Origin of the sequence: Tychonema sp. LEGE 06208, from assembly GCF_015207505.1 — a bacterium.
Taxonomy (GTDB): Bacteria; Cyanobacteriota; Cyanobacteriia; order Cyanobacteriales; family Microcoleaceae; genus Microcoleus.
In genome coordinates this window covers 13,103-31,488 of the sequence record NZ_JADEWT010000013.1, presented here as the reverse complement: position 1 = coordinate 31,488, position 18,386 = coordinate 13,103, and the positions used below count along the sequence as shown (strand labels likewise).

The following is an 18,386-nucleotide window of genomic DNA, read 5'->3' as shown; positions in this document are numbered from 1 at the left end:
AGTAAGGAGGCAGAAATTATGTATCAAGTAGACATTCTTGAGGCAAAAGAAAAGTTTTTGGAATTGATCGAAGCGGCGATGAGAGGTGAAGAAGTTGCCATTAGTAAAGATAACCAGCCTGTTGTAAAATTGGTAGTAATTGCCAAACAAGCTAAACCCAATCGACAAGCAGGAAGTGCTAAAGGAATGGTTTGGATGTCCGATGATTTTGACGAACCGCTAGAAGAATTTAAGGAGTACAGGTCATGAGCTTAAGGAGGTAATAGCAACGTGAGCGTTAGATTACATCCCCATGCTCAAGCACGATTGATTGAGTGAGGTGCAACTGAGGCAGAAGTAATTGCTACTGTAGAAAGTGGTACAACTTTTCCGGCCGGGTTTGGTAGAACCGGATTTAGGCGCAACTTTTCCTTCAATGCTGAGTGGCAGGGAAAAGTTTATGCTATGAAGAAAGTGCAGGATCGCAGCGTCAGAAGGCGAAGACTGGATAATTATCACTGTAATTGTCAAATTATTTTGAGCAGGAGGTTCCATGAAACTGACTTACGATCCGAGATACAACGTAGCTTATATATACCTGAAAGAAAAAAATGCACAGGTAGAAACTATCCAGGTTAGCGAGCAAATGAATGTAGATATTGCCCCAGACGGTACTATTTATGGAATTGAATTACTCAATGCCAATCAACAATTAGGGGCGGACAGTCAAGGGAAACTGATTGTTGTCAACGAAGCTTTAGGAGAATATTCCGAAATTCAGCTTGCACTTTAATGGAATTGAAAACAATCAGTAAAAATGTGGTTGCTGGATGAATGCTAGGAGTAACATCAAATGATTCAAACTAACTGGCAATGCGTACACACCCTTCACGGGCATTCATGTTCGGTAACTTCTGTTGTCATCACTCCCGACGGACAGACTGTAGTTAGCGGAAGTTCTGATAGCACAATTAAGCTGTGGAACCTCAACACAGGGCAAGAACTTCACACTTTATCAGGACATTCACAAGGGGTTACATCCATTGCCCTCGCCCCTGATGGCCAAACTCTTGCTAGCGGCAGTAAGGACAAAACTATCAAGCTTTGGAATCTCAGCACTAAAGAGGAAATTTACACCATCACCGGACATTCAGACATAATTACTTCTGTAGTTATCAGCCCCGACGGGAAGACTCTGGCAAGTGCCAGTGAAGACACAACTATCAAACTTTGGAACCTTAGAAATGGAGAAGAAATTCGGACTTTAAAGTGGCCAGTAGAAGTATTTTATAGTTTGGCTATTTTATTCAGCCCTGACGGAAAGATTCTACTTAGTAGCAGTGCAGATGATTATGTTTCTCTAAGTGCAGTAGCTTTTAATTTAACCACTGGAGATGAAATCTGGACAAAGCATTGGCAGGAGGGTATGGACTCTGTTTATGCGATCGCTGTTAGCCCCGATGGAGAAACTTTTGCGACTTTGCACTGTGTGGGAACTATTAAGCTGTGGAATCTCTACACGGGAATAGAAATCTATACTCTTGCGGAAAATTCAATGGGGGACTTCTGCTTAGCTTTTAGCCCTGATGGGAAAATTTTAGCAAGTGGCGGGTGGGATTCTGGCAGCGAAGAGAATAGTACGGAACCTGGTATTATCGAACTTTGGAATCTCGATACCAGAGATAAAATTTGCAGTCTCTTGGGGCATTCATGGGGAGTTTACTCTGTGGCTTTTAGCCCGGATGGGCAGACTCTGGTTAGTGGAAGTGATAACAAAACTATCAAGATTTGGCAAAGAGATTTATAATCGTGCGAGTTTTTTTTATAACTCAAGGAATTAGAAAGTAAATCACAAACTGAATAATGTTGTAAAAAAAATTGACCTAAAAATTATGAAAGCATACGAGTTTCCCGCAAAAGTCACAGATGAAGGGAAAATAGAATTTCCCGATACTATCTTAAAATACTTGACAGCTAACCAAGAAGTCAGAGTTATTGTTCTGGTGCAAGAACCAACAAACTCCGAAGCGGATGAAGTAGAGGAAAAAACAGATTGGCATCGTCTTGCCGCCCAACAATTCTTTGCCGATTTCAGCGAACCAGACGCAATTTACGATGAGGAGTGAGCTATGACTAATTATCAGTTTGGAGAATTAGTTATAGTCGCATTCATCTTTGCAGGTACAACCGAAACTAAACGCCGTCCTGGTTTGATACTGTTGGACACGGGAGATGAAGACACGATCGTTGCTAAAATAACCAGTCAAATCCCTCGTACAACCTTTGATGTCGAAATTCAGGAATGGCAACAAGCAGGATTAAAGCGACCTTCAGTGGTTCGCTTACATAAACTGAACACATTACATTACAAAAAAGTTTAGTGGAAAGGAGACTGGGAATATTAACCCCAGATGATTTGGCGCAAGTGCGAGATAGAGTCAAACAAATCTGGTCTTTTCTTTGATGAACATACAAGCTCGCAAGCTTTTTCACCCCAACATGAACAAGTCAAAAAGACGTAAAAATCAGTGGTCAAATGAACTCAACGACATTATTCGAGGTGCATCGGGGGGCTTTTTGTTCGGAATTCCCCTGCTTTATACGATGGAGGTTTGGTGGATTGGTTCGCACAGTAAACCGATCGACATTTCGATCGCCATTGCAACTACTTTTATCGCCGTTTTCTTGCTGGTTCGCACTGAAGGTTTTCGCAAAACTAAGAACATCCGCTGGCGAGATGCTGCAATGGATACCGTAGAAGCGATCGCAATTGGGATTGTCTGCGCCGCTGCGATCCTGTTTTTGCTCAGGGAAATTAGGCTGGAGACTCCCCTGCAAGAAACTTTGGGGAAAATCATCTTTGAAGGCCTGCCGTTTGCCTTGGGAGTAGCCCTGGCCAACGGTTTCTTGAGCGGCGATCGCTATCAAAGCTCAGACGGCGACAGCGAACCTACAATTAATCCAACTGTAGCAGATATCGGCGCTACTTTAATCGGCGCTACGATCGTTGCTTTCAACATCGCCCCAACCGACGAAGTGCCCATGTTAGCGGCAGCTATTTCGCCGCCTTGGCAATTAGCAATTATTGCCGCTTCGCTGCTAATTTCCTACGGTATTGTATTTGTAGCAGGCTTTACTTATCAAGAAAAGCGCCAACAACAACAAGGGATTTTTCAGCGTCCCCTCAGCGAAACTGTAATGGCGTATTTAGTATCGCTGGCGGCTTCTGCATTTATGCTGTTTTTCTTCCAAAAACTCAGTTTTGACGCTCCGTGGTCGATGTGGTTGAGCTATACGTTAGTATTGGGATTGCCGGCGACAATTGGCGGCGCTGCGGGGAGGTTAACGGTATGAGTGAAAACAATACAGAAAGCGATCGCGAACAGCAACAAAAAAGAAATCCTGCTGAATGGGTGACATTTGCGATCGCCTGTTTCATCCTTTCTGGCCTCACCGGACTCGTACTCTACAACTGGGCGACTAAAGAACAGAAACCTCCGGTGATTTCTGTCACTCGCAATGCACCAATTCGCGAAACCCAAGGGCAATTTTACGTGCCGTTTACAGTGACTAACACGGGCGGCGAAACGGCTGAATCAGTGCAAATTATTGCGGAACTACGAGTCAACGGCGAAGTTTTGGAATCCGGCGACCAACAAATTGACTTTTTGTCAAGCGGCGAAACTCAAGCAGGAGCTTTTATTTTCAGTCGCAACCCCAGTCAAGGTGAATTGATCGTGCGATCGAGCAGCTACAAACTGCCTTAACACAGATAAAAATCGGCGGTTAAAACCTTTTCACCTCTGTGAACTCTTCCTCTTCCTTCGCGCCCTAGCGCTGACGCGCGGCTTCGCCTAAAGCGTCTTCGCGGTTCGTTCAATCTAAAAAAAAACCTGGCGCGTTGGCATTTATTGCTATATTCCGCGCAGGCGCGATTTCAATCGCCGCTTTGGAAGTGCGATCGCCCTACTGCTTCACTTGATTATTTTCCCACTTCCAAACACAGCTAGAAATCAAATTTGTACAGATATGAGCCGTAATTGGCACTAACAAATTCCCAGTCACTAAAACACTGTAACCTAACAGCAATCCCACCGCCGTCGCCCAAACAGCATAAGGCCATTGATCCGTGCCTCCTAAGTGCAGAATGCCGAAGCAAAAACTTGATAAAATTAAACCAGTAAAATTCATTCCCAAGGCAGAAAGCATCACGCCTCGAAATAACAATTCTTCGCTCAGTCCCGGTAGCAGTCCCAGCCAAATTAAATCCGGCCAAAATAGGGGTTTGAGCACTACTTCTAAGTAAACGTCAGCACTCCGGCGATAACCGGGCCAAAGGCGATAAACGATCGCGCTACCGCCTGTAATTGCCAGTCCGATCACACATCCTGCGAGCAAATCCATTACGTTCAATTTGACTGGCAAAAGCGATACCGATCCAAATAGCAACCACACTTTAGCTACCGCCAGCAACATAATGGCTGTTACACCCATTGCTACTAAAACTTGGGTGCGCGTTAAGGGTTCAATTTCAGGATTTTCGGGAAGTTTTTCTGCCACTTAATCAATTTTAGATTATGGATTACAGATTTGAGATTTGTTGAGCTGAGTCAGACAAACAACGCAGGGGGGAAATGTCTGCACCCAAGGAAGTTGGAGTGATGCCGGCTCGTAAAGCGACCAAGACTCCGATCGCCTCTAAATATGAGTTTACCTGCAAAGCTTTGATTCCGAGTTTTTCTGGAGTCGCCTGCATCTGGGTTTTGTTGTCGCCCACAGCGATAATTTGTACCGACGATCGCCCGCTCAAACTCAGGATAGCACTGCCGCCGCACGCTGTGGCGGGTATGACCACCGCATCGACTCGATCGGCAGTAATCGATAATTGACTCCCTAGAGCGCTTTCTGGCCCGACAAATTGGGGAGCTTTGCCCAGACCGGCAAGCACGCAAGGTAAAAAAGTATACCCGATTTCCTCAGCAGCCGATCGCGGGGAAAGCTGCGGATCGAGGGGAAGCGCAGACAGCGCCGGGGCGTGGGCGCAGGGAATTTTAAAAGTTCTGACGATCAGGTGGCTGATGACAGCTTCCGCGCCGGCGAGGGGGTCAACTCCTTTGCCGCGGCGGTAGTTTTCGAGGGCGATGCTACCTTCATCGTCGGGAAATCTCGCCACAACGGCGATCGCCTCGACTTTTGCTTGTCGGATCAATTTTTCGGCGGCGCGCAATAAACTGTCGGGATTGCCGATTGTCCCCCAGGATGCCCCTGATTCTGAAATACGCAATTCTACTTCCAGGGGGCGATCGGTCAAAATACAATCACTTACGTTCAAACCTAATGTGGCCCTAGCAGCGTCAACGGCTTGCAAGTGCCGCAACTGCAACTCTGGTTCGATCGCGGAATCTAGGATTAAGCCTATGCGATTTTGATGTACTGGTTGCAATCCCCAGCATCCTGCTGCAAACTTGTCAAGGGCGTAACCTTCCACGTAGAGAGCGTTAGGTATCGGCCAATAAAGTTGAGCGCCGTTGAGGACGTTGGGGTGAGTAATCAGCGTATCTGAAACTTGGGCGATCGCCCTAGCCACCGGCAGCGCATCTCCTGCAAAGCCACCAATCGAGGCTCCAACGCCTGTGGGGACTATCAAAACCACTGTTAAAGGGGGAGAGTTCACGCTGCTACGGGGGATGATTCCACGAGCACGTAGCCTTCTACCACAGCTTTTTGGCGATCGACATCCACATCTGTGACAGCCCAGCGCAGCGGTTCGCCGTGCTTTTGCAGTTCAATTTCAATCGCCGAGTGCAGTTCTTCGGCGGTATCGTGGAGGTCAACTTCTGCGGAAATGAAATGGGTGGTCATAGGGCGATCCATAATAGGTTTACCGCGATCGATATTTATGTCAATTTTAGTTTATTTCTATGGTTTGCCAAACTGCCGAGCGTACACAATATCTTCTTTTTCTGTTTCTATCTTCAAGTTCGATCTCGGATAAGCAACGCACAGCAACACATAACCTTCCGCCTGAAGTTCCGGGCTCACGCCCATCCCATCGCTTTGTTCGACTTCCCCTTCAATAATTTTTGCAGCGCAGGTAGTACAAACCCCCGCATTGCAAGAACTCGGCAACTCAATACCCGCAGCGGCCGCCGTCTGCAGAATTTGTTTGTTTTCCGGCACTTGTACGGTATGGGTAGTGCCTTGGTGGATCAATTCAACAGTGTAAATCTTGGACATATTTCTATTAATCGTTTTAATTCTCGATCGGAATTTACGCTAAATTTGCAAACAAAGCAATAAATATATTACCGCTGTCGGCGATTTTGTGCAAATTTAAAACTACACTGTTTATTGCCAATAACTTTCATTAACTTAACTAGCAGTGCGATCGTGTCCAGCCCCGCAAGCTACGGCATTTTGTCAAGCATTTTTTCACAAACAATCGCAAACAGCACGGGCGAACTCTGCCAGAAAGCAGTTAGATATAACTAATTAACCAATATTTGCCATCAACCCAACAACTCATCAACAGCAACACTAAAACCCGGTAGAACTAACTGAGTGCTGATTGTTAGTTGTTAGTTGTTAGTTGTTAGTTGTTAGTTTTTAGTTGTTAGTTTTTAGTTGTTAGTTGTTGGTTGTTAGTTGTTAGTTGTTAGTTGTTAGTTGTTAGTTGTTAGTTGTTAGTTGTTAGTTGTTAGCTATTAGTTGTTGGTTGTTAGTTGTTAGTTATTAGTTGTTAGTTGTTAGTTGTTAGTTGTTATTTGTTAGTTGTTAGCTGTTAGTTGTTAGTTGTTAGTTGTTAGTTGTTAGTTGTTAGCTATTAGTTGTTAGTTGTTAGCTGTTAGTTGTTAGTTGTTAGTTGTTAGTTGTTAGCTGTTAGTTGTTAGTTGTTAGCTATTAGTTGTTAGTTGTTAGCTATTAGTTGTTAGTTGTTAGCTATTAGTTGTTAGTTGTTAGCTATTAGTTGTTAGTTGTTAGCTATTAGTTGTTAGCTATTAGTTGTTAGCTATTAGTTGTTAGTTGTTAGTTGTCAATTGGTAATAAAAAATGGGTAATTAGTAATTGAAACTAACCAATTCCCAATTCCCAATTCCCAATGCCCAATTCCCAATGCCCAATGCCCAATTCCCAATTCCCAATTCCCAATGCCCAATGCCCAATGCCCAATTCCCAATGCCCAATGCCCAATTCCCAATGCCCAATGCCCAATTCCCAATGCCCCATTTACTCAATATTAATTTGATTGGGAGGCTTCGGTTGATTCTGCTTGTCATCCCTCAAAGTTTTGCGTCCCGAACTAGCATAATCCTTGTACAATTCCACAAACATCTTTGTCAACTGCTGCAAAGAAACTTCTTCACCATTAATTTGAGCTTTCATATAAGTTTTAAGCACTTCAATGTAAGCCAAACCGAGGGCAAGGGTGAGAGTTGCCGCCGTTGCACCGGAGATTGCACCGCCGACAACAGTACCAGCACCGGGAATCATTTTGATCAAATTAGTCACAATACTTCTACCCACAGCAGTAACCCCGCCAGCACCGCTAATCGCAGATAGCATCGCCGAAACAAACCCCTTATCAAAGGGCATTCCAAAAATCACAGTAATATTAGCAATCATTGCCGTTTGCATCGCCATCAAAATCGGCGCATCAGCAAACGGTACAGGAGTCGCACCGACAATTGCAGAACCGGCAACATAACCAGTTACATACTTAAATGCCATGTCAGATTTGAGCGAAACATTGGCAATTTGTTCTTTCACAAAAGCTTTTTGAGCGACTTCCGGCAGCAGTTGAAAAGTTGCATCCACCAATTTGTCTAAACCGTGAGATTTTACTGTATAATCCTCATCTATTTCTTCCGGTTCTGCCATGACGGGGATGATTTGACTGACTGGCAAATTCATGTGTTCGAGTTGCTTGAAAAACTCGCTGGGCTTTTTCGATGTAGTTTGAGTGAGCACTAAAATCACTGGTACATCTTTGACTTCCATTTCTTTTAGCCAGTTTTCCTCGACTGATTCTATTCTATTGGCGCTGTGATTGATGCAGTACCAGATGACGTGAATGTGTTCTTTGGGGTGCAGGAGTCTTTGGTCTTCAATTAGTTTAGCAACGTTTAATTGAATAATTTTAATTTGTTCGGCGTTGAGTTCTAGTCCGGGAGTGTCGTAAACTGCGATCGGGCAATTCGGTTTGGTATATTGGCGAATACCGTGAGTGACGGGGCGGCCGACTCCGGTTTCTGCCAAGCGCTGGCGAAACACAGAATTGATCAGGGTACTTTTGCCGACTCCGGTTTTGCCGATGACTAAAACATTGCACTGTCCCACTTGGTTTTCTGCTTCTTTGAAAGCGTCGTAACTTTTGTTTAACAGCTCGTCTAGGGAAAAGTCGTCTGACATGGCGGTTTGTGCTCCGAGAAGGATGGGAGATTAAATCTGGATTTCAAACACCACCGAAGAGAATTCGGAGGCTCTACAAACGAAGTCCGCACAACGCGAGACTGGGGGAGTCTTAAAGATATTGTAGCAATTTAGTTTGATGTTTAAGCTAACAGTCGATCGACCTCGATGCTGAAACCGCTGAGGATTTGTTGAGTGGTGGCAGTTTCACCGGCTCTAAATGTCAGCATTCTATCTTGAGTTATCACGAATATTAAACGACTTTCTGGAAAAACTAACCAGACTTCCTGACAGCTAGATGCTAAATATTCCTGTGCTTTGAGAAAGACATCTTCCGCGATATCGGTGGGTGAAACTATTTCGGCAATTAAGGGGAAACTTTGGGGTAAAGTGGCAATATTACCAAATTGTGCAACTAATTCGGGTGTGAGATAAGCGACATCGGGCCGGCGAATTTGTCGGCTAGTGCGACAAGGTGGTGAAATATAAAGTTTACCTCCATTTTTGCTTAAAGTTCTGTAATTTGCCCAAGCACAACCCAGCCTTGATTGAATTTTACCATGCTTGACTGTGACTCCATCTTTCTCAACGAGTTTTCCATCCACCCATTCGATTTGGTCGAGGGGATTAGCCGTGAACTCTTCTAGAGTAAAATGCTTCTGTGCGACAGTAGCAGCGACCATAGTTATGTATTGGCTTTTGCATATTCGCCGATCCTATTATGACAGATCGGTACAGAGAAGGATATCTGATTCAATTATTCAATATTCTCAGAATTTTCAGATTGATCGCTGTCAGGCGGTAAAAAATCAGGATTAAGAACTTCTTCTTCCGTAAAAGGAGACTCTGGGGGGAATATCGCAATAGATAAACCTGTTTCATCTGCGGCTAATTCCCTAGCATCTTGATAAGATTCATTAAATATCTCTTCAAAAAAACGATATAAACTCGGACTGGTTTTGAAGGTATCTCGGATGCGTTTACGATGTTCACGAATGGTGTACACCCAACTATTTGTTCGTTTTTCTGGCTGATATTTATACTTAAGTAAGTGCATTAAAAGTACCCTCAAATTACTTTTTAAAGCATTTTTATCGCTTTTTCCCATACTTTCTAGTTCCTCTAGTAAGTTCTCTAAATCTATTTCGGCAAACTTTCCCTCTTTTAATAAGTTGATAGTTGTCTGTAACCACAGATAAAAATCCCGTTCGTAAAGGGATGTTATTGCAGTTGTTATTGATTGGATAGTTGTCATTTTGTTTGACTCCCTTTCTCTTCTCTAGACATAAAGTGTAACATATTCGATAATTTATCGCTGAAGTTAGCTTTACGGGCTCAAATGAGCCGAAATATGCAAGAAGTGCGATCGGTTTGTTTAAAGGTATGGATGACAACCCCTAAATTTCCTGTTTCATCTAAGCCTATTATGATGTTGGATCAAACCTTCACCAATGGCGCAAACTCCTCTAATTTCACTTGTAGGTTATCTACCAGCATTAAACGATAGCTTTCTGTAGCTTTCAACTTTTGGAAAACATAACTAGCAAAATCATCACACCACTTTTGCCTCTCAAGTTCATTCGAGATGTTCAACGCTCTGATTGATAGGTTATAAGGGTATTCTTCAAATTTGATATCTCGATCGTTTTCAAAATCATGCTTTCCTACAGTAAGAGTGATTGTTGAGTTGCGAAACTCATACCAGTTATCAGTATCATCAGAAACAAGCTCAAATTTTAGAGCCAATATCAACTCTAATTGTTTGATTAAATGTTCGATGTCCTGCGGAAAGTATACAAAAATATCTAGTGTGCGAGACATAAAAACCTCCTTTATTGAAACTCAGTAAAAGTGATGTCATAGATATCGCCAATAATTCGGACGCTATCAATTTTTCCGCGTGTAATATTTTTCGCCCTCTGCAAACCTCGTTCAGCCTCAGCCTCTATCAACCCAGACACCCTAGCATCTATAATTATATCCCTAGCTTGTCCCCCTCGTCTAATCGAGTTGTTGATCTGATTTTTCACTGTCGCGCTTGTAGCACCGGCATCTAGACTTTTGAATTCAGTGCGTTTTCCATCTACCTCAGCATCGGGATTTCTACCTCCATCGGTTTTTTCTACCAAGGCTTTAACATTCTTTCCCTCTCTTTCCAGAAATTCAGCAATCGCTCTTTCGGTTGCACCAAAAGCTCTTTCTGATTCATCAATACTGCCACAATTAGCCGAATTTTGCTTAGGGGTTTGGTTAGTCCCGTTATTCACCATTTTTGGTTATTTAAAATTTTGGTGAATTATCGCACATTATGAGCCAAGTCACTTGAGAAAAAGAACTGGGTTTCTCACTTAGTCAATACAATGATTCCTCTCCCATCAGGTTCTACTATTACCCTAATACTAACACTATCTCTAGTTCCTTCAATCTGCCATCTTACGGGCTTACCAGCAAAGAAGTTACTTAAACTTTTAGCAAAGACTTAAGATAAGTATAAACTCTGAAACAATAAATTCTCTTTGATTTTCTGACAATTAATGGCACTTTTGCAAGTAGCCTGCTATTACTATTATGGCCGGTAAAGACGATGATTTTATCCCATAACCATTGTAAAATTAAGTTGGTATTGAGAACACAATGATGGCACATTAAATGGATTGACGGAGTAATTCTAGCTCTTTCTTCATTAAAGTGGGATCGCCAATTTCTAATATTCTGTCAATAATTTCTAATTGCGTCTTCTTCTTACCTTTTTCTATCCATTTTTGATATTTCGGATCGGCGAGCATTTTCTGATATTCCTGATATTCATTAACTTCTTCTTCAAAATCCTTTAGAATTTCATAAGGTAATTCCTCCATATCCTTAGCATCAGATATTATTTTATACTTTTCATTCGTAAGAATTTCATCAATATCATCAGAAGGCTTATAAGTTACATTTACTCTATATCTTACAAAACATCCTTCTGTCGTTTCTTGATCGGAACTATGAGGCATTATTTCACCAATTTGGAATATCTTGTTTTCTGTTGAAAATAAGAGGCATAAAGAACCTTCGCGAAAATCCTCTTTCGCTTCCTCTAGAGTTGTGGGTGACGAGTGAAAACAATTTATCTTCTCCCTACCATTAACGAGATTAGTTGCCTTGGCAATAAGATCACTATCAGTCAAGACACCTAGTTCAATGAATTTACCATCTGATCTGTTTGGTATGGGTTGTTGATCTTGATTTACAGACGTAGAGTTTTCTTGAGACGGTGGGAGAACTTCATTTTGATTTTCAGAAGACTCTCCATTATATTTATTAATTTTTTCTGCAAATTCCTTGATTTTTTGTTCCCATGAATTATATTGATTGTTCTGGTACTCGTCAATTATTTTTTCCCATAAATCATATTCCTTAGAATCAATATATATCTCAGACAAACGAGCAATTAATGTTTTTGTTAAGTTGAAGTTGTGGATACTAATACATAATTCTCCCTCACATTCAAGACCTGGCCGAGTTAGATTAGATGACCCTATGATCGAAACACCTATCTGAATGTCAGCTTTTATCTTCACATTCCGACTCCGACCTAAAAAACAATAGGCTTTGATATGAAAGTTCTTCTTAGGGCATATAAAGTGAACAGATTTATTATTAGGTTTTTTTGATTTTTCTGATTCGATAAAATCTAATATTTTTTTAATATTTTTAATCTCATTAAAGAAGTTTTTGCTGCCGATGGCAATCACAACTTTCGCATCTTCTGTTAAAAAATCGGCTGAAAGAATTTGTTTTACTTGTGTCACCCCAGCATCATCAAAAAAAGCAGAAAAAATATAAATTTCACTCCAATAAAATTGTTCGGAATCTAATAAAGTATTGATTTTATTTTTTAAGCTTTCTTTGTCGTCGTACAAAAACTGATAATTCATCGTAAATACCTCCAATTAATTGATATAAAACTTTTTAGGTAAGATGTAAACCACAATTTGATTATCTTCCCTAAAACTGCGCGATCGCACCTAATAAAGTTGACTAAAAACATAATCAGCCAACTCAATCACAGCCTACTTCGACTCCGACGGCGGGAACCCACCAAACGCATAACCGCAGACTGAGCGGACTTAGCCTGTAATTCCCGCGATCGCCTGGGATGTTTGAAAGGTTACTCATGGGCTTAACAAGGGATAGAGAGGGAAACGCATGGAGAAATTATAACTGTTGCAGTCGAGCTTGAACCAATTTTTGAATATTTGTGGCAGAGATCGGATTTATGAGAGTTACGCACAGCAAAGAAACCGGGTTTTTCACTTAGTTAAAGGCTTGGATACCGTATTTTCGCAAAAAAACCCGGTTTCTAATCACCCGTGTTTTAGTCATAATTTAAAAATGTTGCAGCAGAGATTTCTCTTGTGCATAAACCTTTCGCAGCGATTCCAGGGCGATCGCACTTAACATCAATTTAATCACCCCCACCATTTCCCCCCACTCCAACAATTCAGAAACACAAACAGCTTTGTGAAATTTCTCCGCATAGAAATCCACCCAAAAATCCGGCGCGTGTCTCTCTTTCTGACTCGCTATCCGGCGCTTCCAATAACCAAAATCTAAACCAGAGGGCGATTCCACTCCCACCACTGGCGGAAAGTCGGCATAACTCACAAACCGACTCATCCCTTGGGCGTGTACGTACAGGATATGCGCCCAGCACTCGAAGCGATATATTTGTTCTACCTTGATTTTCAGCAGCCGCGCGATCGCCTCTTTGGTGACAAACCGGCTCAATCTGTGTCTGGGGGTTGATTTTCTCGAAAAGCTTGCTAACATTATAGAAATCTCCTTCGCTTGATGTCTCTCTTGAGTTAATGTCTCTCTTGATTGATGTGTATCTCTTGACTGATATGTCTCTTGATTTGGGAATTTAGTTGATAAGTTTCTTGTTTAGGGAATGTGGTTGATGAGTCTCCTGCTTAGGGATTTGAACTTTGACAGGCGATCGTCCTTGAGTTTTCCAGGCCTGGGGGCGATCGCTTTTTACATTATAATCTTACGACCTATATCAATCATCTGTCAAGAGCTTATGGGCTTAATTAGATTGCGGGTTAGAGAATTTGCTGGTGAGAAAGGCTGGACGATCAAAGAGGTTTCTGACCGATCGGGAGTCAACTACAGCACCCTCAGCACCTATTCACGTTCTCCGGGAATGGCGATGGTTGATTTTACTTGTCTGCTCAAGTTGGCACGTACTTTTGATGTGATGGTGGAAGATTTGGTTGAGGTCGTCAAAGAGTAGGCGATCGCCTTTTGTAGTATAATTTCATGACTGATATTAGTCACACCTGAAGAGCTTATGGGCTTAATTAGATTACGGGTTCGAGAGTTTGCTGCTGAGAAAGGCTGGACGATCAAAGAGGTTTCAGAGCGATCGGGCGTAGTCTACAGTACGCTCAGAACCTATGCCCGATCGCCCGGATTAGCAACAATTGACGTGACAGCCTTGGACAAGTTGGCGAGGACTTTTGACGTGATGGTCGAAGATTTGTATGAGATTGTCGAAGATTAGCCGATCGCCTTTTGGAATAAAAATATCTTATGATGGTACACCATCATTCGTCAAGTATGGGTTTAGTCAGACTAAAAGTTAGAGAATTCGCCGCTGAGAAAGGTTGGACGCTAAAAGAGGTTTCAGAGCGATCGGGAGTAATTTACAGCACCGTCAGACACTACGCCCGCTGTCCGGGAGTGTCAACCATTGACTTTATTTCTATACACAAATTGGCTCGCACCTTTGATGTAATGATTGAAGACTTGGTGGAAATTGTGCAGGAGTGAGCGATCGCCCAAGCTAATATAGAGAAGTAAGCTTTTGACATCAGTAATGGTTGAATTGCTACAAATCCCCCAAGCACAAAACGTAGTGGTTACAGACGACGCGCTAACAGTAGATCTATCATGGTCGTACTATTTCTGTACCTTTAGCTTGGTATCCTCGGCTATGGCACAGCACACCAAACGATCGCAATAATTGGCTATTTATTGGTGGAAATGATGGAATCCACTGGCCTGATATTGACGAAGACATTAGCATCAAAAATATTATTCTCGGTAAACCATCTGGAGAAAGTCAGAAGTCATTTCAGCGGTGGTTAGAAGAACGCGCAAAAATACTCTAATACCAAATCCGCCTTCAATCTCCTTCTTAGTCCGCTAGGAGTGGACTTCGTTTGACAAGAAGCGGTTTCAACCGCCTAGTTATAGAAAGTATCACTCCAAAAAAAAGCGCCTGAGTTCCCCCAGACGCATAGAATAAAATCAACAAATTGTCAACCCTAACTTAGCCGTTCAACGCCTCAGCACCGCCGGAAACTTCCAGGATTTCCTGGGTAATTGCCGCCTGCCGCGCCTTGTTATAAGTCAGCGTCAAACTACGGATCAAATCGCTAGCATTCTCACTAGCATTATTCATCGCCGTCATCCGCGCAGCCAACTCGCTAGCTGCAGATTCTTGCAAAGCCCGCAGCAATTGGTTGTTCAAATACAAAGGCAAAAGTGCCTCCAGAATTTGTGCCGGATCTTGCTCGAAAATCATGTCGGCCGGCAAACTCTTTGTAGGTGCAGCAACCTTCTCCCGCGATACTTGAAACTGTCCGCCTTTCGTTGTCAAGCGGAAGATTTCATCATCGGAACTTTCCAAACCTTGGGGATCGAGGGGTAACAAGGTTTGGATTACCGGACGCGAACTAATTAGCGACACAAACTTGGTGTAAATTAGTTCAACTCTGTCCACAGTTCCCGACAGGAACAGAGACAGCAATTGATCAGCAATTAGCGCTGCTTCCGGTGCTGTCGGAATTTGTTCTAAGTTAGTGTAAGTAGCATCGATCGGCTGTTCGCGGCGCTGGAAATACTGAGTAGCTTTGCGTCCTACCAACACGTATTTGTAGTCTAAGCCTTCAGCTTTGATTTCCTTAGCGCGATTTTCGGCGTATCTGATGATGTTGCTGTTGTAGCCACCGCACAAACCCCGATCGCCCGAAACTACCAAAAGTCCAACTGTTCTGACTTCGCGTTTTTTCAGCAGCGGTAAATCCTGGCTTTCAAACTGCAAGCGTTCCGCCAAACCGTACAATACCTCTGCGAGGCGATCGGCAAAAGGCCGAGTAGCAGTCACCTGTTCTTGAGCGCGGCGCACCTTAGCAGCAGCCACCAAACGCATTGCTTCTGTAATCTTTTTAGTGTTCTTGACCGATTTAATGCGATCGCGAATAGTTTTGAGATTTGCCATAACTTTCTCCTTTTTTCTTAGCCTTTATTTCCGAGTTATTAGTTCGCAGCCATCAGTTTTTAAGTTTAGCTGCGGTAGGGACACGGCATTACCAATTTGTGTCAGCTATCACGCTAAAACACAGTCTAAATCAGGGTTGCAGCCAAGTCTCGATCCCCCTAAATCCCCCTTTTTAAGGGGGACTTTGAGTGTTTCCATTTCCCATTTTTCAGAGAACTTTGGCTGCTTCCAGTTCCCTGCTTAAACAAAGAGAACTTTGACTGCTTCCAGTTCTCCCCTTCTTAAGGGAAACTAGGGGGGATTTGCGACTTAACGAATGACCAATGACTGATGACTGATGACTGATGACTAATTACGCAGACACTAAGAAACTTTGCTTGTATTCTGCGATGCCTTCTTTCAGCAGCTTCTCAGCTTCATCAGTCAAGGCCTTTCCGCCTTGAACGATTTCGCCGTACTTCGGCTTGCTAGTCCGTAAATAATCGCGCAAACCAACAGTAAACTTCGTGACTTTTTCCACAGCGATATCATCCATGTAGCCGTTAATACCGGCATAGATTATAGCCACTTGTTCGTTCATCGGCAGGGGCGAACTTTGGTCCTGTTTCAACAGTTCCCGCAAGCGTTGACCCCGCGCCAATTGATTTTGAGTAGCTTTATCCAAGTCAGAAGCAAACTGAGAAAATGCTGCCAGTTCTTCAAACTGCGCCAATTCCAATTTCACCTTACCGGCTACTTTTTTCATTGCCTTAGTTTGAGCCGCAGAACCTACCCGCGATACCGAAATACCGGGGTTTACTGCTGGACGCAAACCAGAGTTAAACAAGTCAGAAGAAAGGAAGATTTGACCGTCGGTAATCGAAATTACGTTCGTCGGAATGTAAGCAGAAACGTCACCAGCTTGGGTTTCGATAATTGGCAAAGCAGTCATGCTGCCTTCGCCCAAATCGTCGCTCAATTTAGCAGCGCGTTCTAGCAAGCGAGAGTGCAGGTAAAACACGTCTCCGGGATAAGCTTCGCGACCGGGAGGACGGCGCAGCAACAAGGACATTTGGCGGTAGGCCTGTGCTTGCTTGGAAAGGTCATCGTAAATGACCAAAGTGTGCTTGCCTTTGTACATGAAATACTCGGCTAAGCTAGCACCAGTGTAGGGCGCCAAATATTGCAGGGTTGCGGGGTCGCTAGCGTTGGCTGCTACGACGATTGTGTAGTCCATCGCGCCCTTTTCTTGCAGGACGTTGACGATGTTAGCTACTGTAGAAGCTTTTTGACCGATCGCCACGTAGACGCAAATTACATCTTCCGATTTTTGGTTGATGATTGTGTCAATTGCGATCGCAGTTTTACCGGTTTGACGGTCGCCAATAATCAGTTCCCGCTGTCCTCTTCCCACAGGAATCATCGCATCAATAGCGGTAATTCCTGTTTGCATCGGTTCGTAAACAGAACGGCGAGAAACAATCCCTGGTGCCGGAGATTCAATCAACCGAGACTCAGTAGTTTTAATTTCGCCCTTGCCGTCAATCGGACGCGCCAAAGCATCAACTACCCGTCCCAACATTGCTTCACCAACGGGGACTTCAGCAATTCTGCCAGTAGCAGTAACTACCGAACCTTCTTGAATGCCTAGGCCTTGGCCCATCAACACTGCACCGACGTTATCTTGTTCGAGGTTCAGTGCGATGCCCACGGTGCCGTCGGCAAATTCTAGCAATTCGCCGGACATAGCTTTATCCAAGCCATAAATCCGGGCAATGCCGTCGCCTACTTGCAAAACAGTACCGACGTTAGAGACTTTTACATCTTGGTCGTACTGTTCAATTTGCTGGCGAATAATGCTGCTAATTTCGTCAGGTCTGATTGCTGCCATGTTAATTATTATGTGTCAGTTGTCAGTTTTCGATCGATGTTTTCGGCAAGAAAGAATTGAGATTTGGTAGTAAGAATTTGGGACTAGCAACTCGAAAACATAAATTCATTTATTCCTGCTTCCTGTTTGATGCTTCCCGAATACCGGCTTCCTTCTTCCTTCTTCCTTATCCCTTCTTCAAGAAAGAATTGAGATTTGGTAGTAAGAATTTGGGACTAACAACTTGAAAACATAAATTCACTTATTCCTGCTTCCTCTTTGATGCTTCCTTCTTCCTTCTTCCTTCTTCCTTCTTCCTTCTTCCTTCAATTAAGAATTCAAGCGAATTCCCAGACGGCGCAATTGTCCCCGCAGGCTGGCATCAATTACTTGAGAGCCTACTTTGATTACCACACCGCCGATTAAATCTGCGTCTATTTTGGTTACAATTTCTACGCTTTGAGCGCTGCTCATCGCCTGCACTTTCTCGCGAACAGTCTGCATTTGAGCATCTGAAAGCGGGACTGCAGATGTAACTTCAGCCAATACTGTTTGGTTGAGCTCTCGGAGCTTTGCCAAGTATTGTTGACCAATTCCTTCTAAAAAAACAATTCTTCCTTTGTCTACTAATAGCTTCAGGAAGTTGTGCATCAAGGGGTTCATTTCTTCACCCGCTATTTGCCCAATTACGGCTTTTTTATCATCCGGTTTAATCAGCGGATTGCCTAAAAATTGACGCAAATCCTCCGAACCTTCTAGCAGGCCGAGCAAAGAACGAACGTCTTCGCCGAACTTTTCTGCAAGATTGCTCGACTGAGCCAGTGACATCAAGGCAGATGCGTAAGGCTGCAAGACTTCTGTGCTGACTTTACTCAC

Annotated in this window: 26 protein-coding genes; 11 read left to right on the top strand and 15 right to left on the bottom strand. The window is 43.3% G+C overall.

All coding sequences use genetic code 11. From position 1 onward, the window contains the following. Positions 1–18: 18 nt before the first annotated feature. The 7 genes from IQ263_RS05595 to IQ263_RS05565 all read left to right on the top strand — a co-directional run bounded on the left by IQ263_RS05595 (position 19) and on the right by IQ263_RS05565 (position 3,746). The gene (locus IQ263_RS05595; RefSeq protein WP_194066550.1) at positions 19–249 is read left to right on the top strand and encodes a type II toxin-antitoxin system Phd/YefM family antitoxin; all 231 of its coding nucleotides are present in this window, start codon (positions 19–21) and stop codon (positions 247–249) included. A gap of 283 nt (positions 250–532) precedes the next feature. Further along, positions 533–772 (top strand): DUF2283 domain-containing protein, encoded by a 240-nt coding sequence (locus IQ263_RS05590; RefSeq protein ID WP_194066549.1) that lies wholly within the window; start codon positions 533–535, stop codon positions 770–772. 60 nt (positions 773–832) lie between these two features. Beyond that, positions 833–1,786, top strand: coding sequence for a WD40 repeat domain-containing protein (locus tag IQ263_RS05585; RefSeq protein ID WP_194066548.1), 954 nt, complete (start codon positions 833–835; stop codon positions 1,784–1,786). An 85-nt stretch (positions 1,787–1,871) separates the two neighbouring features. After that, positions 1,872–2,105 (top strand): hypothetical protein, encoded by a 234-nt coding sequence (locus IQ263_RS05580; protein WP_194066547.1) that lies wholly within the window; start codon positions 1,872–1,874, stop codon positions 2,103–2,105. A gap of 3 nt (positions 2,106–2,108) precedes the next feature. Beyond that, the gene (locus IQ263_RS05575) at positions 2,109–2,360 is read left to right on the top strand and encodes a type II toxin-antitoxin system PemK/MazF family toxin (protein WP_228049807.1); all 252 of its coding nucleotides are present in this window, start codon (positions 2,109–2,111) and stop codon (positions 2,358–2,360) included. 118 nt (positions 2,361–2,478) lie between these two features. Then, the gene (locus IQ263_RS05570; protein WP_194066584.1) at positions 2,479–3,333 is read left to right on the top strand and encodes a TIGR02587 family membrane protein; all 855 of its coding nucleotides are present in this window, start codon (positions 2,479–2,481) and stop codon (positions 3,331–3,333) included. Further along, the gene (locus IQ263_RS05565) at positions 3,330–3,746 is read left to right on the top strand and encodes a TIGR02588 family protein (RefSeq protein ID WP_194066546.1); all 417 of its coding nucleotides are present in this window, start codon (positions 3,330–3,332) and stop codon (positions 3,744–3,746) included. Before IQ263_RS05570 ends, IQ263_RS05565 begins: the two co-directional genes overlap by 4 nt. Positions 3,747–3,945: 199 nt before the next feature. On the opposite strand, the gene IQ263_RS05560 is transcribed toward IQ263_RS05565, so the two are convergent. The 12 genes from IQ263_RS05560 to IQ263_RS05505 form a co-directional block, all read right to left on the bottom strand. After that, the gene (locus tag IQ263_RS05560) at positions 3,946–4,539 is read right to left on the bottom strand and encodes a CPBP family glutamic-type intramembrane protease (protein ID WP_194066545.1); all 594 of its coding nucleotides are present in this window, start codon (positions 4,537–4,539) and stop codon (positions 3,946–3,948) included. Between the two features lie 22 nt (positions 4,540–4,561). Beyond that, entirely contained in the window at positions 4,562–5,653 is a 1,092-nt protein-coding gene (locus tag IQ263_RS05555) for a DUF3326 domain-containing protein (RefSeq protein ID WP_194066544.1), read from the bottom strand. Further along, positions 5,650–5,841, bottom strand: coding sequence for a hypothetical protein (locus IQ263_RS05550; protein WP_194066583.1), 192 nt, complete (start codon positions 5,839–5,841; stop codon positions 5,650–5,652). Before IQ263_RS05550 ends, IQ263_RS05555 begins: the two co-directional genes overlap by 4 nt. Positions 5,842–5,898: 57 nt before the next feature. Beyond that, complete coding sequence (locus IQ263_RS05545; RefSeq protein WP_194066543.1) at positions 5,899–6,216, bottom strand: 2Fe-2S iron-sulfur cluster-binding protein; 318 nt, start codon at positions 6,214–6,216, stop codon at positions 5,899–5,901. Positions 6,217–7,050: 834 nt separating this feature from the next. After that, positions 7,051–7,206, bottom strand: a complete 156-nt coding sequence (locus IQ263_RS05540; protein WP_194066542.1) for a hypothetical protein — start codon at positions 7,204–7,206, stop codon at positions 7,051–7,053. After that, positions 7,207–8,388: a YcjF family protein gene (locus tag IQ263_RS05535; protein WP_194066541.1), complete on the bottom strand. Its 1,182-nt coding sequence runs from the start codon at positions 8,386–8,388 to the stop codon at positions 7,207–7,209. A gap of 143 nt (positions 8,389–8,531) precedes the next feature. Next, positions 8,532–9,071: a Uma2 family endonuclease gene (locus tag IQ263_RS05530; RefSeq protein ID WP_194066540.1), complete on the bottom strand. Its 540-nt coding sequence runs from the start codon at positions 9,069–9,071 to the stop codon at positions 8,532–8,534. A 74-nt stretch (positions 9,072–9,145) separates the two neighbouring features. After that, positions 9,146–9,643, bottom strand: coding sequence for a DUF29 domain-containing protein (locus tag IQ263_RS05525; protein ID WP_194066539.1), 498 nt, complete (start codon positions 9,641–9,643; stop codon positions 9,146–9,148). A 182-nt stretch (positions 9,644–9,825) separates the two neighbouring features. Continuing rightward, positions 9,826–10,209: a hypothetical protein gene (locus IQ263_RS05520; RefSeq protein WP_194066538.1), complete on the bottom strand. Its 384-nt coding sequence runs from the start codon at positions 10,207–10,209 to the stop codon at positions 9,826–9,828. 11 nt (positions 10,210–10,220) lie between these two features. Continuing rightward, positions 10,221–10,658, bottom strand: coding sequence for a CdiA C-terminal domain-containing protein (locus IQ263_RS05515; RefSeq protein WP_194066537.1), 438 nt, complete (start codon positions 10,656–10,658; stop codon positions 10,221–10,223). 375 nt (positions 10,659–11,033) lie between these two features. Then, positions 11,034–12,308 (bottom strand): phospholipase D family protein, encoded by a 1,275-nt coding sequence (locus tag IQ263_RS05510; RefSeq protein WP_194066536.1) that lies wholly within the window; start codon positions 12,306–12,308, stop codon positions 11,034–11,036. 451 nt (positions 12,309–12,759) lie between these two features. Then, the gene (locus IQ263_RS05505) at positions 12,760–13,203 is read right to left on the bottom strand and encodes a hypothetical protein (protein ID WP_194066535.1); all 444 of its coding nucleotides are present in this window, start codon (positions 13,201–13,203) and stop codon (positions 12,760–12,762) included. Between the two features lie 253 nt (positions 13,204–13,456). Between IQ263_RS05505 and IQ263_RS05500 the strand changes: the two genes are divergently transcribed. The 4 genes from IQ263_RS05500 (at position 13,457) to IQ263_RS05485 (ending at position 14,549) form a co-directional block, all read left to right on the top strand. Continuing rightward, on the top strand, positions 13,457–13,669 hold the full coding sequence (locus IQ263_RS05500) for a helix-turn-helix domain-containing protein (protein ID WP_106149040.1): 213 nt from the start codon (positions 13,457–13,459) through the stop codon (positions 13,667–13,669). Between the two features lie 57 nt (positions 13,670–13,726). After that, the gene (locus IQ263_RS05495; RefSeq protein ID WP_106333817.1) at positions 13,727–13,939 is read left to right on the top strand and encodes a helix-turn-helix domain-containing protein; all 213 of its coding nucleotides are present in this window, start codon (positions 13,727–13,729) and stop codon (positions 13,937–13,939) included. A gap of 56 nt (positions 13,940–13,995) precedes the next feature. Then, on the top strand, positions 13,996–14,208 hold the full coding sequence (locus IQ263_RS05490) for a helix-turn-helix domain-containing protein (protein WP_106149042.1): 213 nt from the start codon (positions 13,996–13,998) through the stop codon (positions 14,206–14,208). A gap of 113 nt (positions 14,209–14,321) precedes the next feature. Then, positions 14,322–14,549, top strand: a complete 228-nt coding sequence (locus IQ263_RS05485; RefSeq protein WP_339384757.1) for a DUF2442 domain-containing protein — start codon at positions 14,322–14,324, stop codon at positions 14,547–14,549. A gap of 161 nt (positions 14,550–14,710) precedes the next feature. Here the strand turns inward: IQ263_RS05485 and IQ263_RS05480 are convergent, their stop codons facing one another. The 3 genes from IQ263_RS05480 to atpH all read right to left on the bottom strand — a co-directional run bounded on the left by IQ263_RS05480 (position 14,711) and on the right by atpH (position 18,386). Next, complete coding sequence (locus tag IQ263_RS05480) at positions 14,711–15,661, bottom strand: F0F1 ATP synthase subunit gamma (protein ID WP_194066534.1); 951 nt, start codon at positions 15,659–15,661, stop codon at positions 14,711–14,713. Positions 15,662–16,013: 352 nt separating this feature from the next. Beyond that, the gene (gene atpA / locus IQ263_RS05475; protein ID WP_194066533.1) at positions 16,014–17,531 is read right to left on the bottom strand and encodes a F0F1 ATP synthase subunit alpha; all 1,518 of its coding nucleotides are present in this window, start codon (positions 17,529–17,531) and stop codon (positions 16,014–16,016) included. A 309-nt stretch (positions 17,532–17,840) separates the two neighbouring features. Next, complete coding sequence (atpH, locus tag IQ263_RS05470) at positions 17,841–18,386, bottom strand: ATP synthase F1 subunit delta (RefSeq protein ID WP_194066532.1); 546 nt, start codon at positions 18,384–18,386, stop codon at positions 17,841–17,843.

Excerpts from the sequence above, each read along its gene's own strand:
- IQ263_RS05595 (WP_194066550.1), top strand. The coding sequence starts at position 19 with ATGTATCAAGTAGACATTCTTGAGGCAAAAGAAAAGTTTTTGGAATTG.
- IQ263_RS05590 (WP_194066549.1), top strand. The coding sequence starts at position 533 with ATGAAACTGACTTACGATCCGAGATACAACGTAGCTTATATATACCTG.
- IQ263_RS05585 (WP_194066548.1), top strand. The coding sequence starts at position 833 with ATGATTCAAACTAACTGGCAATGCGTACACACCCTTCACGGGCATTCA.
- IQ263_RS05580 (WP_194066547.1), top strand. The coding sequence starts at position 1,872 with ATGAAAGCATACGAGTTTCCCGCAAAAGTCACAGATGAAGGGAAAATA.
- IQ263_RS05575 (WP_228049807.1), top strand. The coding sequence starts at position 2,109 with ATGACTAATTATCAGTTTGGAGAATTAGTTATAGTCGCATTCATCTTT.
- IQ263_RS05570 (WP_194066584.1), top strand. The coding sequence starts at position 2,479 with ATGAACAAGTCAAAAAGACGTAAAAATCAGTGGTCAAATGAACTCAAC.
- IQ263_RS05565 (WP_194066546.1), top strand. The coding sequence starts at position 3,330 with ATGAGTGAAAACAATACAGAAAGCGATCGCGAACAGCAACAAAAAAGA.
- IQ263_RS05550 (WP_194066583.1), bottom strand. The coding sequence starts at position 5,841 with ATGACCACCCATTTCATTTCCGCAGAAGTTGACCTCCACGATACCGCC.
- IQ263_RS05545 (WP_194066543.1), bottom strand. The coding sequence starts at position 6,216 with ATGTCCAAGATTTACACTGTTGAATTGATCCACCAAGGCACTACCCAT.
- IQ263_RS05540 (WP_194066542.1), bottom strand. The coding sequence starts at position 7,206 with ATGGGGCATTGGGAATTGGGCATTGGGCATTGGGAATTGGGCATTGGG.
- IQ263_RS05535 (WP_194066541.1), bottom strand. The coding sequence starts at position 8,388 with ATGTCAGACGACTTTTCCCTAGACGAGCTGTTAAACAAAAGTTACGAC.
- IQ263_RS05530 (WP_194066540.1), bottom strand. The coding sequence starts at position 9,071 with ATGGTCGCTGCTACTGTCGCACAGAAGCATTTTACTCTAGAAGAGTTC.
- IQ263_RS05525 (WP_194066539.1), bottom strand. The coding sequence starts at position 9,643 with ATGACAACTATCCAATCAATAACAACTGCAATAACATCCCTTTACGAA.
- IQ263_RS05520 (WP_194066538.1), bottom strand. The coding sequence starts at position 10,209 with ATGTCTCGCACACTAGATATTTTTGTATACTTTCCGCAGGACATCGAA.
- IQ263_RS05515 (WP_194066537.1), bottom strand. The coding sequence starts at position 10,658 with ATGGTGAATAACGGGACTAACCAAACCCCTAAGCAAAATTCGGCTAAT.
- IQ263_RS05510 (WP_194066536.1), bottom strand. The coding sequence starts at position 12,308 with ATGAATTATCAGTTTTTGTACGACGACAAAGAAAGCTTAAAAAATAAA.
- IQ263_RS05505 (WP_194066535.1), bottom strand. The coding sequence starts at position 13,203 with ATGTTAGCAAGCTTTTCGAGAAAATCAACCCCCAGACACAGATTGAGC.
- IQ263_RS05500 (WP_106149040.1), top strand. The coding sequence starts at position 13,457 with ATGGGCTTAATTAGATTGCGGGTTAGAGAATTTGCTGGTGAGAAAGGC.
- IQ263_RS05495 (WP_106333817.1), top strand. The coding sequence starts at position 13,727 with ATGGGCTTAATTAGATTACGGGTTCGAGAGTTTGCTGCTGAGAAAGGC.
- IQ263_RS05490 (WP_106149042.1), top strand. The coding sequence starts at position 13,996 with ATGGGTTTAGTCAGACTAAAAGTTAGAGAATTCGCCGCTGAGAAAGGT.
- IQ263_RS05480 (WP_194066534.1), bottom strand. The coding sequence starts at position 15,661 with ATGGCAAATCTCAAAACTATTCGCGATCGCATTAAATCGGTCAAGAAC.
- atpA (WP_194066533.1), bottom strand. The coding sequence starts at position 17,531 with ATGGCAGCAATCAGACCTGACGAAATTAGCAGCATTATTCGCCAGCAA.